General features: G+C 67.1%; 11 protein-coding genes and 1 pseudogene. 6 read left to right on the top strand and 6 right to left on the bottom strand.

Annotated features, from left to right (window positions below):
- Positions 1-49 precede the first annotated feature (49 nt).
- Together ABZ420_RS21845 and ABZ420_RS21840 are read right to left on the bottom strand one after the other, a co-directional pair.
- Positions 50-973, bottom strand: coding sequence for an enoyl-CoA hydratase (locus ABZ420_RS21845; protein ID WP_357125579.1), 924 nt, complete (start codon positions 971-973; stop codon positions 50-52).
- Positions 974-990: 17 nt separating this feature from the next.
- Positions 991-1,599, bottom strand: coding sequence for a nuclear transport factor 2 family protein (locus tag ABZ420_RS21840; RefSeq protein ID WP_357125576.1), 609 nt, complete (start codon positions 1,597-1,599; stop codon positions 991-993).
- A gap of 517 nt (positions 1,600-2,116) precedes the next feature.
- Between ABZ420_RS21840 and ABZ420_RS21835 the strand changes: the two genes are divergently transcribed.
- A complete protein-coding gene (locus ABZ420_RS21835; RefSeq protein ID WP_357125573.1) occupies positions 2,117-2,665 on the top strand; it encodes a MarR family transcriptional regulator in 549 nt (182 codons plus the stop codon).
- A gap of 196 nt (positions 2,666-2,861) precedes the next feature.
- Here the strand turns inward: ABZ420_RS21835 and ABZ420_RS21830 are convergent, their stop codons facing one another.
- A complete protein-coding gene (locus ABZ420_RS21830) occupies positions 2,862-3,995 on the bottom strand; it encodes a serine hydrolase domain-containing protein (protein ID WP_357125570.1) in 1,134 nt (377 codons plus the stop codon).
- A gap of 488 nt (positions 3,996-4,483) precedes the next feature.
- Here ABZ420_RS21830 and ABZ420_RS21825 point away from each other — a divergent pair, with 488 nt between their 5' ends.
- The 3 genes from ABZ420_RS21825 to cofC are packed head-to-tail and all read left to right on the top strand — an operon-like array spanning position 4,484 to position 8,263.
- Positions 4,484-4,975 carry a hypothetical protein gene (locus tag ABZ420_RS21825; RefSeq protein ID WP_357125567.1) on the top strand — a complete coding sequence of 164 codons (492 nt, stop codon included), beginning with the start codon at positions 4,484-4,486 and terminating at the stop codon, positions 4,973-4,975.
- Positions 4,972-7,581 (top strand): bifunctional FO biosynthesis protein CofGH, encoded by a 2,610-nt coding sequence (locus ABZ420_RS21820; RefSeq protein WP_357125564.1) that lies wholly within the window; start codon positions 4,972-4,974, stop codon positions 7,579-7,581. The genes ABZ420_RS21825 and ABZ420_RS21820 overlap by 4 nt, the downstream gene beginning before the upstream one ends.
- Positions 7,568-8,263 (top strand): 2-phospho-L-lactate guanylyltransferase, encoded by a 696-nt coding sequence (cofC, locus tag ABZ420_RS21815; RefSeq protein ID WP_357125561.1) that lies wholly within the window; start codon positions 7,568-7,570, stop codon positions 8,261-8,263. The genes ABZ420_RS21820 and cofC overlap by 14 nt, the downstream gene beginning before the upstream one ends.
- On the opposite strand, the gene ABZ420_RS21810 is transcribed toward cofC, so the two are convergent.
- Positions 8,244-8,891 carry an enoyl-CoA hydratase-related protein gene (locus ABZ420_RS21810; RefSeq protein WP_357125558.1) on the bottom strand — a complete coding sequence of 216 codons (648 nt, stop codon included), beginning with the start codon at positions 8,889-8,891 and terminating at the stop codon, positions 8,244-8,246. The genes cofC and ABZ420_RS21810 overlap by 20 nt on opposite strands.
- Positions 8,888-9,919 (bottom strand): nitronate monooxygenase family protein, encoded by a 1,032-nt coding sequence (locus ABZ420_RS21805; protein ID WP_357125555.1) that lies wholly within the window; start codon positions 9,917-9,919, stop codon positions 8,888-8,890. The genes ABZ420_RS21810 and ABZ420_RS21805 overlap by 4 nt, the downstream gene beginning before the upstream one ends.
- A 208-nt stretch (positions 9,920-10,127) precedes the next feature.
- Here ABZ420_RS21805 and ABZ420_RS21800 point away from each other — a divergent pair, with 208 nt between their 5' ends.
- Both ABZ420_RS21800 and ABZ420_RS21795 read left to right on the top strand, forming a co-directional pair.
- Complete coding sequence (locus ABZ420_RS21800; protein ID WP_357125552.1) at positions 10,128-10,721, top strand: TetR/AcrR family transcriptional regulator; 594 nt, start codon at positions 10,128-10,130, stop codon at positions 10,719-10,721.
- Positions 10,722-10,835: 114 nt separating this feature from the next.
- Positions 10,836-12,667 (top strand): annotated as a pseudogene (locus ABZ420_RS21795) (CocE/NonD family hydrolase).
- A gap of 532 nt (positions 12,668-13,199) precedes the next feature.
- Here ABZ420_RS21795 and ABZ420_RS21790 read toward each other — a convergent pair.
- Complete coding sequence (locus ABZ420_RS21790; RefSeq protein ID WP_357125549.1) at positions 13,200-13,427, bottom strand: hypothetical protein; 228 nt, start codon at positions 13,425-13,427, stop codon at positions 13,200-13,202.
- Between the last annotated feature and the right edge of the window lie 582 nt (positions 13,428-14,009).

The following is a 14,009-nucleotide window of genomic DNA, read 5'->3' as shown; positions in this document are numbered from 1 at the left end:
GCCGCCCGTGGTCCGGGGTGCGTCGGCCGACGGGTAACGGGCGGGTGATTCACCGTCCCACGACAGGTGCGGATCGCACCACGTTCTTGGCTGTCGGGACGATCGGCAGCTGCTGATCGAGCGGACGTCCGCCGAACTCGGGGGTCTGGACCGTCGCTGCTCCACTGCTCAGGATGAGCCACTGGGCGTGGTTGAGTTCATGGAGCGTGAACGCCGCCTGCAGCGCCTGTGGGAAGCCCTGGGCATCCTGGGCCTGGTTGACCTGGTTCTTGATCATTGCTGAGGTGAACGCGGGCAGCTCGGCGATCCGCCGAGCATAGGCCAGGGTGGACTCGGCCAGGTCCGAAGAGGCGAAGACTCGACTGACCATGCCGATCCGGAAAGCCTCGTCCGAGGTGAGGGCGTCGCCGGTGAGCAGAAGGTCCTTGGTCCGGCGGAACCCCAGTTCCCAGGGGTGGGCGAAGTACTCCACTCCACACATGCCGAGCCGGGTGCCGACGACGTCGGCGAAGGTGGCCGTCTCGTCTGCGACGATGAGGTCGCAGGACCACATCAACATCAGCCCAGCCGCATAGACGGGGCCCTGAACCGAGGCGATGGTGATCTTCTGAAGGTCCCGCCAGCGTTTCGTCCGCGTCAGATAGAACTCGTGCTCCTGCCCCCACATGCGCTCGATACCCGCCTTGGTACCGCCCCAGCTGCGGTAGGTCGGGTGCTGTCCGGGCCCCGGATCCTTCTCGAGTCGCTGTTGGGCGGAACCGAGGTCATGTCCGGCGGAGAACGAGGTGCCCGCACCGCGCAGCACGATCACCCGGACGTCGTCGTCGGCCGCGGCCTTCTCGAAGGCATGATCGAGCTCGACCAGTAGGCCGCGACTCTGGGCGTTGCGCTGGCGGGGCCGGTTGAGCGTGATGACGGCGATGACGCCGCCGTCGATCGTCTCGTATTCGATCCATTGATACGTCGAAGTCATGGTTGGCTGCTCTGCGGTCAGGCCGGCTCGGACGCCTTCCGGCTGATCTCCAGCCGGGCGGGCGAGATTGTCAGCGGACGCTGATAACTGATGTCCTGACGGTCTCGGCGGCTCAGCTCGCGGGCGCGAGCCATAGCCTGCTCTCGTGGTGGGAAATGGCCGAGTGCGGCCGGATCGGGCTGCTCGAACGCGTCCGCGGCCAGTGGCAGCTGCCAGTCAGTCAACAGGACCCGCTTGAGAACCGACCACCGGCCATCCTCCCGGACGAGCTGGTCGATGTAACGCCCACCCACCATGCTGAACGGCTTTCCCTGTTTGGTCATACTGCTGGTGATGAAGTACGTCTCGGCGTGGGCGGTGTCCCCGTCGATTTCCACCGTGTGGTTGCCCATGAAGTGCTGCGTGCTGTGCCGCTGTTCGCGGAGCACCGGCTCCATCCAGTCGTAGAAGTCCGCACGTCCGCCGACGAACACACCGTGGTCGTCGAGCGCGTCCCGATGGTAGGTCGTCTCGTACAGGTCACGGTCCAGCCGGTCCACCGACCGGGCGAAAGCGATGATGACGTCGTGGATCTCCTGGCGGTCGATCAGCCGCTGGACCTGTTCCTTCAGCGCGTTGTCGGACATGAGGTCTCCTTCTTCTCCTGCGGGCGGGCCATCACCGAGGCTAAGAGAGCCGGGGGCAGACGATGGCCGCGTTTTCCGGGCAGTGTTGTGAGGATTCACAGCCATCGGTCACCCCATGCAGCAGGCCGCCCCGGACGGTATGTGGCGAGCGAGGACGGGGCGGGCGGTTCCCCACCGATTCCGCGCCCGATGACACGATGTGTGTTCGCGACGTCTCGGCCTGCCATCGAGTTCGCAGGCGGACGGGTCGACGGAACGGCGCCGGTACTGGTCGAACCCGACGGGACCTTCCGTGCTGCGAAGTGTGTTCTCAGTCGCTAGTCCAGCGAGTCGATGTAACGGATCTCTTCGAACAGGGGATTTGGGGCGTCGTAGGTCTTATCCCCTGCTCGATCACCCTCGCCCCACTGTTTGTCATTTCCGACAGGACGCCGGATCGTCGGCTCTCAGCCCGGAACCGTGGGCCATATAGTGGAGGCGACTGGTAGATCGGTAGGTAATTGGTGAGGGGAGGACCATGGCTCAGCCTGCGATGCGCCGGCCGCCGGGCCGTGCAAAGGTCTCGGCCGACGAGATGGCCGATTTGATCGACTCGGTACTCACGGAGTATGAACCGACGCTCGACAGCGAGGCGCTGCTGTTATCCACGAACCTCAAGAGGACCTTGACGCTCTTGGGACACCGGGAGTTCGAGGCGGTCCACAAGCAGGTCGGCTATCCTGCCGCCGGCTTCCGCGTCCTGGCAATGCTGTGGATCTTCGGTGAGTTGTCGACTCGAGATATCTGCAAGCTCTCGGGGGTGTCGCGGCAAGCGTTGGCCGGTGTGCTGAGCACCATGGAGAAGGGCGGCCTGGTAGAGAGGGACCGGGCTACCGGGGCGGACCGCAGGCAGTACACGGTGCGCATCACGCCCCAAGGTATGGACGTGATCGGGCCAGGCCTGCGGATCCAGAACGAGGTGCACAGCCGATTCTTCGGCGTCCTTGAGCCCGAGGAGCAACGGCAACTATCGGCATTGTTGGGCAAGCTCGTCGCTGGCCAGACGCACTTTGTCGCCGGTTTCTAGCGGCGGCCGGGGGCGCCACCCGTAGCACTGTCTGTCGACCAGCGCCACAGATGGCGGCGGATCGTGCTCGGCCGGACGGTCGCCGGACCCGGTGACTCGACCAGCCCTACGGACGTCAGGGCTGGTGTCGTCGTGGAGTTGGCTGAAGCCATGGCTCCGGCGCTCCTCCGGCCTGCCGCTGCGCGCAGGACGGAAGTCAGCTGCGGCCCAGGCCTCGGTAGACCTCGGTCAGCAGCTTGGCTGTGCGCTCGTCACCGACCGTTCCCTGCCCCAGCCGGTTCATTGTGTACGCGAAGGTCATGCGGGCGTCGGGGTCATTGACGACGAGCGAACCGCCCCAGCCTCCCCAGAAGATCGAGCGAGGACCCGCGGTGAACGGCATGCCCTCCGTGGAGACGGCGTATCCCAGCCCGAACTTGACAGGGATGCCGAGCACCTGGTCGATTCCGGAGGACTGCTCACGCCATGCCTGCCTGCAGCCTTGCTCGGACAGCAGACGGACGCCGTCGATCTCGCCGCCATGAGACATAACGGCCTGGACCCGGGCGACCGAACGGGCGTTGCCGTGCCCGTTGGCTCCTGGGACCTCGGCGTGCAGCCATCCATCGTGGGTCATCCACTCGGCGTCCGGCGCGGGATTGGCTACGGTCCGAAACATGATCGACTTCGGGTCGAGTTCGACGTCCATCGGATCCGGGGGCACCAGCCTGGCGACACGGCTGTCATCGGACGGATCGATCCCGATCTGGAAGTCCGCATTCAATGGTTCTGCGATCCGGGTGGCGAAGAACCGTCCGACTGTGGTCCCGGTGATCCTACGGATCACCTCGCCGACGAGGTATCCGAAAGTGATGCCGTGATATCCGGATGAGGTACCGGGCTCCCACCATGGCTCTTGCGCGGCGAGTCGCGAACAGGCGAGGTCCCAGTCGTAGAGGTCCTCCTCGCGCATCGGCAAATCCCAGCCGGAGAGCCCCGAGGTGTGGCTGAGAAGGTGCCGTACAGCGATCCTGTCCTTCCCCGCGGCACCGAACTCGGGCCAGTAGCGTGCCACCGGCGCGTCGAGATCGAGCTCGCCCTCGTCGGCCAGGACGAGCGCGCACAACGCCGTCATCGTCTTGGTCGTCGACATCGTCGACACAATGGTGTCGGCGGTCCACGGGGTTCCAGCATCTCGGTCGGCGAGCCCGCCCCAAAGATCGACGACCGGCTGCCCGTCGACGATCACCGCCACCGAGGCACCGACTTCCACCCCAGTCCGCAGGGACTCGTCCAGCACCTCCCTCACACCTTCGAATGGCTCCTGACACTTCCCGTCGATGCGGCTCATGGCTCCTCGTCTCCTCGTCCCGGCGACCATCGGTGGCGCGCCACAGGCTGGACGGTAAGACACTGCGGCCAGAAGGGACACGCCCAGCCACGGATGGTTGTCCTCAGCTACAACCGCCCACGGTGGCCTCGTCGCCCGCGCCTCGGGGGCGGGACGTTTACATGAGGCCTTCGCCGCTCGTACTGGCGTGGCAGGTCGATGCGCCGACGTCCGGGCCAACGCCGGGACCCGCCGATCGTTCTACTCAGCCACGCACGCCCCTGTTGTCACGCTCCTGGTCCTCCGGATAGACGACATCAGACTCGGGCGTGTGTGTCGCACGTCGGTGCGTCAGCATCCGCCGCGTGCTTTGTGGTCGAGAACAACGGACCGCTCAGCAGCATCGAGCTGCGGGGCCCTCGACCATATGGTGGCGTGACGCATCCCACCGGCCGTGCCCGGTCCCGGGCACGGGGTGCATTTGTCAGGCGCAACGGAGGAGGCCACCGATGACGGACATCGACTACGCGACTCGGATCGAGATCGAGGCATTGGTCGACGGCTCCATCCGCGCGGTGGACAGGCGCCGGGATGAGAATCATCTACTGCAGCTCCGGAGCAGCGGCGGCGCGCACGACATCGGGATGGAACCGAACCTCTTCACCGAGTTGGCCGGCCTGAAGGCATTCCTCGAGTCGATCAACGACGCATCCGTGTTCACTGCACACCGGAGCATCGACCACCGGATGCGCGTCGCGGACAAGCAGAGCATCGCCGGTGAGGAGCTGGCACACGCGATCTGCGTCGCCCACGACAACCGGGGGTTCGCACGGTCGACGACCGTCGACCATGCGAAGAGAACAGCCGGGGCTCCAGCACCGGCTGCGCGACGAGGCAGCCGTAGCAGTCCCCGGTCTGTTCATGCCATGGACCCCAACGCCCCGCACATCCTGCTGGCAGGACACGCTCGGGTGTCAACGACTGCCTGGAGGTCGGCGTGAACATTGCGGATCGAGAAGGAACGGGCCAGCCGCAGTGCGGCGTCTCGGCGTCAGCGATGCGCCGCGCCCTGCGTCGGGCCGGGCACGGGGCGACGCTGGACGTGACCGAGGCGTCGATCCTGATGGCCGCGCGCGGGGAGCAACTGGAGGAGCTGTTCGAGGCCGCGTCGACCGTGCGGGACGCGGGCCTGGTCGTCGCCGACCGTCCCGGTATCGTCACGTACTCGCGGAAAGTCTTCATCCCGCTGACGCGGCTGTGCCGGGACCGCTGCCATTACTGCGTCTTCGCGACCGTGCCGCACCGGGTGCCGGCGGCGTTTTTGGAGCGCGACGAAGTGCTGGAGATCGCGCGGGCCGGCGCCCTGCAGGGCTGTAAGGAAGCGCTGTTCACGCTTGGGGACCGGCCTGAGGACCGGTGGCCGGCGGCGCGGGAGTGGCTCGAGGAGCGCGGCTACGACTCGACACTGGACTACGTCCGCGCGTGCGCGATCGCGGTGCTGGAGGAGACCGGCCTCTTGCCGCACCTCAATCCCGGCGTGCTGTCGTGGGAGGAGTTCATGCGGCTCAAGCCTGTCGCCCCGTCGATGGGGATGATGCTGGAGACGACCGCGACGCGACTGTGGTCGCAGAAGGGCGGCCCGCACTACGGCAGCCCGGACAAGGAGCCGGCGGTCCGGCTGCGGGCGTTGACCGACGCTGGGCGGGTGGGGGTGCCGTTCACGACCGGGATCCTGATCGGCATCGGGGAGACCCGGACCGAGCGGGCGGAGTCGATCTTCGCGATCCGCTCGGCGGCACGAGCCCACGGGCACGTGCAGGAGGTGATCGTGCAGAACTTCAGGGCAAAGCCGGACACCGCGATGGCCGAGGACCCTGACGCCGACCTCCAGGACCTCGCGGCGTCGATTGCGGTGACCCGGCTGGTGCTGGGCCCGAAGATGCGCGTGCAGGCTCCGCCGAACCTGGTGGGGAGTGAGTTCGCGCTGATGCTGCGGGCGGGGATCGATGACTGGGGTGGTGTCTCGCCGGTTACGCCGGACCATGTGAACCCCGAGCGGCCATGGCCGGTGATCGAGGAACTCGCGGCGCGTTCCGCGGAGTCGGGGTTCACGCTGCGAGAGCGGTTGACGGCCTACCCGAAGTACGTGCTGGCGGGCTCGCCGTGGATCGACACACGGCTGCACGCGCACGTCGCGGCGCTGGCCGACCCACAGACCGGGCTGGCGGACGAGCTGGCCGTCGCCGAGGGGCGGCCGTGGCAGGAGCCCGACGGCGGGTCCGAGTCCACCGGTCGCACCGACCTGCACACCAGTATCGACAAGGCGGGGCGCACGCAGGACCGGCGCGGGGACTTCGCCTCCGTCTACGGCGACTGGGACGAGCTGCGGGGCGAGCTCGCCGCCCAGAGATTCCGGGCAGCGCAGCGGTCCGGGGGGCCCGAGCGGCTGACCAGCGATGCCCGGACGGGACTGGACCTGGCCGCCTCGGACCCGGCGGCGCTGCTGGCCCCGTCGAACGAGACGGCGGCGATGGCGGTGCTGACCGCGCAGGGCCCGGCACTGCAGGAGCTCGTCCGCCTCGCCGACGACCTTCGACGGCAAGTCGTGGGCGACGAGGTCACCTACGTGATCAACCGGAATATCAACTTCTCCAATGTCTGCTACGTCGGCTGCCGGTTCTGCGCCTTCGCCCAGCGCGAGCGCGACGCCGACGCCTACCGGCTCTCGCTGCCCGAGATAGCCTCGCGCGCGGTGGAGGCAGCTCGGGACGGGGCAACCGAGATCTGCGTGCAAGGCGGGATCGACCCGCAACTACCGGTGACCTTCTACGCCGACCTGGTCCGCGCGGTGCGCGAGGCCGTGCCGGAGATGCATGTGCACGCCTTCTCGCCGATGGAGATCGTTTCAGCGGCGGCGAAGGCGGGGGCGTCGATCCGCGACTGGCTCACCGAACTCAAGGCCGCCGGGCTGGGGTCGATCCCTGGTACTGCCGCCGAAATCCTCGACGACGAAGTCCGCTGGGTCCTGACCAAGGGCAAACTCCCCACGGCGCAATGGATCGAGGTCGTGTCCACCGCGCACGAGCTGGGGATCCCGTCGTCGTCGACGATGATGTACGGCCACATCGACGAGCCACGGCACTGGCTCGGGCACCTGCGCACCCTCGCCGCGATCCAGGACAGGTCGCTCGAGGCGGGTGCAGCGTCCTTCACCGAGTTCGTGCCGCTGCCTTTCGTGCACCACAACGCACCGATCTACCTGGCCGGGATCGCCCGGCCCGGACCGACCGAGCGGGACAACCGCGCGGTGCACGCCTTCGCACGGCTCGCCCTGCACGGCCGGATCGACCACATCCAATGCTCGTGGGTCAAGCTCGGCGACAACCTCGCCGCCGATATCCTCCGCGGCGGCGCAGACGACATGGGCGGCACCCTCATGGAAGAGACGATCTCCCGCATGGCCGGTTCGGAGAACGGCTCGCAGCGATCGGTGGAGGAGCTGACCGCGATCGCCGCGGCGGCCGGGCGTTCGGTGCGGCAGCGCAGCACCACCTACGGTCAGCCCCACATGGCGCAACAAGCGAGCGAAGCGCATGCCGAGCACTAGGCAGAAGGTCGCCCCCGCCCTGCTTCTACTACCCATGAAGGCGCCGAGCCGAGCAAAGACCCGCCTCCGTGCAAGTCTGCACACCGACATTCCCCACGAGCGTGTCGTACATGCCCTGTTCTGCGACACGCTCAGCGCCGCACTGAGCTGCCCTGATGTCGCGAACGTACTCGTACTGACCACCGACCGGCGGATCAGCCAGGAAGCCCGCGCTCTCGGCGCCCAGGTGTGGACCGAGGAAGATCCGCGCGCCGAGCTCAACCACACATTGCAGAGCGCGGCTTCAACCGCGTACCAGCAAGGCCTACGCATCGGTGTCCTCCCGGGCGACCTACCAGCGCTCCGGCCGCACGAGCTGGGACAGGCACTGGCTGCCGCAGGCACCCAGCGAGCCTTCTGCGCTGACCGGCACAGCACGGGCACCACACTGCTGCTAGCCGGCGAAGCACCATTGGCTCCCCAGTTCGGACCGGGCTCAGCGCAAGCACACAGGCAATCCGGCGCCAAACAACTCCTCGGGGAGTGGAAGTCTCTGCGCACCGACGTCGACACCGCGACCGATCTACTTGCGGCGGCAACCCTCGGTCTCGGACAGCGGACTACGGCCCTACTCCGGAGCAGCCTCCCACCAGCTGCTCAGGTCCCAGATGGCGGAACCGGTGTCAGCGCAGTGCGGCGGTGACGGCGGTGTACATGGTGGTCTTGATGGCGCCGAGGGTGGCGGGATTCTTCCCGATGACCGCGGCGATCCGATCGAGCGCGCTGTCCAGCAGCTCGGATTCGGTGGCGGTGGCATCGACGATCCCGGCGGTCTGCGCTTCGGCGCCGCCGAACCGGTGGCCGGTGGTCATGGCGGTGGCGGCGGCCTGCGCGCTGAGTTTGGCTTGGATGAGGGCGGCCATGCCGGGGGTGAAGGGGATGTCGATGTCGACCTCGGGGAAACAGTAGTAGCCGCGGTCGGCGCGCATGAGTCGGTTGTCGTGGGCGAGGGCGAGCATGGCGCCGGCGCCGAAGGCGTGGCCGTTGATCGCGGCGAGAGTGGGCAGCGGGAAGGTGAGTACGCGGGCGAACAGTTCCTGGACGCGGGCGACATACCACTCGGTGCGCTCGCTGTTGGCCAGTAGCCAGTCCAGGTCCAGGCCGTTGGAGTAGAACTTGCCGGTGCCGATGGTCACCAGGGCTTGTGCGTTGCTTCCGGCCGCGTCGAGGTGGACGTCGATGGTGTCGAGCCAGGCGGGGGTGAAGCGGTTCTCGTCGTCGCCAAGGGTGAGCACGGCGATCTTGTCGTGGTAGTCGAGGGTGGCGGTCATGCGAGGGTCCCCCCGGAAACACCGTGAGCAATGGGGTGAGTGCGTTCGGCGGACCCCGCAGGGGTGAATCTCTGCGCGAGTTCGCGTCGGGCTCGGCCGTATTGCTCGGCGAGGTGGCCGACGAGTTCGGCGGTGCTGTGGCCGGCAGTGATCGCGCCGATGCCTTGTCCGGCTCCCCAGATGTCGCGCCAGGCTTTGGCGTCGAAGTCGGTGGAGCCGAAGTTCATGGCGGAGGGGTCGGATTGGGGCAGGTTGTCGGGGTCGAGTCCGGCTGCGACGATGCTGCCGCGGAGGTAGTTCCCGTGTACGCCGGTGAACAGGTTGCTGTAGACGATGTCGGCGGCGGAGGAGTCGGCGATCATCTGCTTGTAGCCGGGCACGGCGTTGGCTTCCTCGGTCGACAGGAACGCCGATCCGATATAGGCGAAGTCGGCGCCGGCAGCCAGGGCTGCCAGGATCGAGTTGCCGTGGGCTATGGCGCCGGACAGGGCCAGGGGGCCGTCGAACCATTCGCGGATCTCGCGGACCAGTGCGAACGGTGATTGGGTTCCGGCGTGTCCGCCGGCGCCGGCGGCGACGGCGATGATGCCGTCGGCGCCCTTGTCGATCGCTTTGCGCGCGAAGTGATTGTTGGTGACGTCGTGCAGCACGATCCCGCCGTAGGAGTGGACGGCGTCGTTGATTTCGGGCCGTGCGCCGAGTGAGGTGATCACGATCGGCACGCGGTGTTCGGCGATGACGGCCATGTCGTGGTCGAGGCGGTCGTTGGAGCGGTGCACGATCTGGTTGACGGCGAAGGGTGCGACCACCGCGCCGGGGTTGTCTCGGGCGAAGGCGTGGTTGCGTTCGGCGATTTCGCGCAGCCATTCGTCGAGCATGCTTGCCGGGCGGGCGTTCAAAGCCGGGAACGAGCCGATGATCCCGGCTTGGCATTGGGCAATCACCAGGTCGACGCCGGAGGCGATGAACAGCGGTGATCCGATGACCGGGAGGGTGAGCGGACCGGCAAGCGCGGGAGGCAGCGCCACGGGAACTCCTTTGACGGTGGCGGTTACGTGTGATCGAAGGCGAGGTTATGACTCCCGCCGATGTTATGCAACGAGTTGCATAATGCGAGAAGGGGCGAGCGCCCGGCCTGGAATGGCTGCGGGCAGAAACTGTCGAGGTGGAAGAGGTTTTGACATCGACACAGAGTTAACGTTTGTAATCTAAAACACACTTGTGCACAATGGGGTTATGGGAACCGAGCTGTCGAGGGGCTCCTGGTCCGGCGATCGTCGAGTGCGGCGGACGCGGTCGGCGTTGGTCGCCGCGGCTGTCGAGCTCGTGAGCGAGCGGGGATCGACCGAGGTCTCGGTGGCCGAGTTGGCCGACGCCGCGGATGTGAGCCGCCGGGTGCTGTATCAACATTTCGGCGATCGAGAGACGTTGTTCGCCGAGGCGGCGGCGGAGTTGCTGCGGCAACAGTTGCTGCCGCGGTTGCGGCATGACGACAGAATCGAGATCGGCGCCACGACCGGGGCGATAGCCGAGCACTTCGCCGAGCATTGGCGGTTCTACCGCGCCGTGCTGGCTGGGTCCTGCGCCTATGCCGTCGGGCGGACGCTGGCGGCCGTCTTTCATCCTTACAGCGCTGCCGCCGCTCATCGGATGTTCGGCCCGCTGGATGACCGGACCGCCGCCGAAGTGGCGAACTTCTTCACCGGCGCGACGGCGGCCGCGCTTACCGAGTGGCTGACCGAAGCGCCGACTCCCTTGGATCCGGACGAGTTCACCCAGCGTCTGGCCCGCATTCAATCGGTCCTCGAAGGAGTGCCCCGCCGGTCCTGACCGCTTTGGGTTGAGGAGTGCCGCACTCGCAGCCGGCGATCCGACCTGCTTGCTCGCGATCGGACCTCCATTCGGCTGAGCTTCGTTAAGTAACACTTGTAATTTTAAGAACGTATGTGCAATATGTTCAGGTGGGCGTTGCTGCTCACGGTGCGTCCGGCACCGGTGTCGGACGCACGCACTACAGACGCCGCGGGCAGAGTGGACGTGCCGACCAAGCCGATCTCGGACTGCCCGGGGCATTCGATCCATGCCGCCACCGCGACTGCGCGGCAGGTCTCGCGCATACAGGTCTCGCGCATACGAAGGACTTCGATGAGAACACCTCCGCTGTCAAGCTTTCTCGCCCAACGGATGCTGAAGCTGTCGCCGCCGCCGACCCGGGATGTGCGGATCGAGCGCGGGCTGCGGGTTCCGATGCGCGACGGCACGGTCCTGCTCGCAGATCGCTACGCACCGCGCGACGGCGGTGACGGCTTGCCCACCGCGTTGATGCGCGGACCGTACGGCCGGGGCGGGGCGATCGCGTTGCAGATGGCACGGCCACTGGCCGAACGGGGTTATCAAGTGCTGTATCAGAGCAGCCGGGGCACGGCCGGTTCGGGCGGTGAGTTCGATCCCCTGCGCGACGAGCGGCGCGACGGCTTGGACACCATCGCTGGATCTGCAAGCAGCCCTGGTTCGGGGATTCCTTGGTGCTCTATGGCATGAGTTACCTCGGCTACACACAGTGGGCGGTAGCGGATCAGGTACCAGCGCAGGTCAAAGCCATTATCCCGGCGGTGACCAATTCCGCGATCGCCCTGAACTGGATGCGCGAGGATGGCTTCGCGCTGGAGTCGGCGCTGGGATGGGGTGTACTGACCGATCTGCAGCGCCGACCCCAGGCGACGATCCGTTTCCTGCTCGGTAGCCGCCGCCGTCATCGCGCCGAGTGGACGCTGCCGCTCTCCGAGGCTGACCGTGTCGCATTGGGTCATCGAGTCAAGACGATTCAGGACTTCCTGGTGCACAACGGCTCCGACCCGTACTGGGCCGAGGCGGACATCAGCGACAAGGTCAAGGACGTCGAGGTCCCGGCGAGCCTGGTGGCCGGCTGGTTCGACGTCTTCCTCGTCAATCAACTGCGCGACTACATCGCGTTGCAGCAGGCCGGCCGTCCGGCCAGGCTGACCGTGGGGCCGTGGTCGCACAATTCCCCCGAGGTCGTCTCCACTGCAGTGCAGGAGGTCCTCAGGTTCGGTATGGCGCACGCGCACGGGATCGAGCCGGAGCACCGCGAGCCGGTGCGAGTGTTCGTGATGGGTGCCGAGCGGTGGCGTGACCTGCCCGCCTGGCCGCCCGCGGGATACGCGCCGGACCGGTTCCACCTGCACCCGGGCGGCAAGCTCGCGCAGGAGCAGCCCGAGCTGGCGACGAGCCCGGACGAATACCGCTACGGCCCCGCCGATCCGACGCCGATCCTCGGCGGCTCGCGCCTGCTGCCCGGTACGACGGCTGGTCGGGTCGACAACGCCGCGGTGGAGGCGCGCCAGGATGTGCTGACCTACACCAGCGATCCGCTCACCGAGGAACTCGAGATCATAGGTGACGTCGCCGCCGAGATTTGGTTCCGATCCAGCGCATCCCATGCGGATGTGTTCGTGCGGCTGTGCGTCGTCGACCCCGCCGGGCGCTCCATCAATATCTGCGACGGCCTGACCGGCGTGGCCGACGCCGACGAACTTCGCTGTGTGACTGTGTCGTTGAGTCCCACCGCGTACCTGTTCAAGCGCGGCCACCGGATCCGCATCCAGGTGTCGAGCGGGGCGTTCCCGCTTCACAACCGCAATCTGGGCTTCGGTGATCCCCGCCGTGCAGCCACACGGATGCGGGTCGCCGATCAGCAGGTGCACCACGGCCCCGAGCATGCCTCGGCGATCATCCTGCCGGTCCGGAGAGGTTGAGAGCGCGGACACGAACGGGCAGAGAACCTCGTCGAGGAGCACGATGCAGAACGAGTCGCTGTCGCTGGCGACTCACTGCGCTACGCTTCAACCTTTTCGGCGATTCCACGGCGTCCACCTGGACCGGCGGCCGATCGCGGAGCAAGACCTACAGGGAGGTCGGCGCCGAGTCCGCACGGCTTGCCAACCTGTTGCACAGCCTGGGTATCGGGGGGCGAACCGCGTCGACACGTTCCTGTGAAGGTGGGACGAACGCCTGTCGTGGCGGTCGTACTCGCCGAGGGCGCGCACGCCGATCCGGCCGAGCTTCGGAAGTTCCGTGTCCGGGATTCCGAATACCAGCGCGGGCGGATTCGACAACAAGCGGCAGTGCAGCCGCTGCACCAACGGCTCGCTCGCGGCGGACCCTGCCCTGAACCCTGCACCGCGGGCATGCGGCCGGCCCTCGAAAGCTCTGTGGCCGAGATGGTTCGGGCCAGGCGAAACGGTGCCGGTGACCATCGCCGGGCGATGGTCACCGGCACCGGACGGGTCATCGGGCGAGGAACGCCTCGGCGATGAGATTCGCGCTGTACTCGCGTCCCGTGAGGGTGGGGTGATAGGCCACGCCCTCGTCGCCCGGGCCGAGCCCGGTGGCGGTGACGTAACGCTCCCCATCGGGTGCGCAGACACTGTTGGCGCCGTCCTGCCACCGGTTGAGCATGATGAATCCAGCCCGTGCGGCGGCCGCGGCGACCTCGTCGTTGAGCCGGCGCTGCAAACGGTTGCCGAAGTCTACGATGTCCTGGGTCAGGATCGACTCGATGAAGCAACCGGCGATGGTGTCGGGCAGGATGCGGTGGTAACCCAGTACGACGACCGTGGCATTGGGTGCCTTCGTCCGGATGAGGGCATAGGTGGCGTCGAGACTGGCGGAGAGACGGTCGAGCTTGGCCTCAGCGGCCCGCCGATCAAGGCGGTGCCTGCGTATCCGAGAACCGGAATCTTCATGGTGTAACTCCTGACGACGTCGTCGGTCGAAAAGCCGCGGCGATCCGGCCCACCGGGGTCGCGGCCTCAGCCAGGCTGACCCCTGAACTGCGGGTCCGCAGCGGCGAAAAGGGCGCTGCCCTCTTCAGATCATGCACATCTGTGACTCACGGAACAAGTGTTACCTTACATTTGCCGAAAGCCCGCTCGATACATCCATCCCTGACCGCATCGACAGAGCCCGCTCGCGCAGTAAACACCCGGCCGCTGATCGCACTGCTCGCGTGTGCGGGGTTTCGTGGTGGTGCTCAACGAGATGATCATGGGTGTAGCGGCTCGGGCCGCGCCCGCTCGTCATCCCCGGCATGATCAT

It is taken from the genome of Nocardia sp. NPDC005745, from assembly GCF_040630775.1.
GTDB lineage: Bacteria > Actinomycetota > Actinomycetes > Mycobacteriales > Mycobacteriaceae > Nocardia.
The sequence above is the reverse complement of the archived record's forward strand: the minus strand, read 5'-3'. Positions and strand labels throughout refer to the sequence as shown.

Bases quoted from the DNA above. Each gene is read 5' to 3' on its own strand.
- ABZ420_RS21845 (WP_357125579.1), bottom strand. From the start codon at position 973: ATGACTTCGACGTATCAATGGATCGAATACGAGACGATCGACGGCGGC.
- ABZ420_RS21840 (WP_357125576.1), bottom strand. From the start codon at position 1,599: ATGTCCGACAACGCGCTGAAGGAACAGGTCCAGCGGCTGATCGACCGC.
- ABZ420_RS21835 (WP_357125573.1), top strand. From the start codon at position 2,117: ATGGCTCAGCCTGCGATGCGCCGGCCGCCGGGCCGTGCAAAGGTCTCG.
- ABZ420_RS21830 (WP_357125570.1), bottom strand. From the start codon at position 3,995: ATGAGCCGCATCGACGGGAAGTGTCAGGAGCCATTCGAAGGTGTGAGG.
- ABZ420_RS21825 (WP_357125567.1), top strand. From the start codon at position 4,484: ATGACGGACATCGACTACGCGACTCGGATCGAGATCGAGGCATTGGTC.
- cofC (WP_357125561.1), top strand. From the start codon at position 7,568: ATGCCGAGCACTAGGCAGAAGGTCGCCCCCGCCCTGCTTCTACTACCC.
- ABZ420_RS21810 (WP_357125558.1), bottom strand. From the start codon at position 8,891: ATGACCGCCACCCTCGACTACCACGACAAGATCGCCGTGCTCACCCTT.
- ABZ420_RS21800 (WP_357125552.1), top strand. From the start codon at position 10,128: ATGGGAACCGAGCTGTCGAGGGGCTCCTGGTCCGGCGATCGTCGAGTG.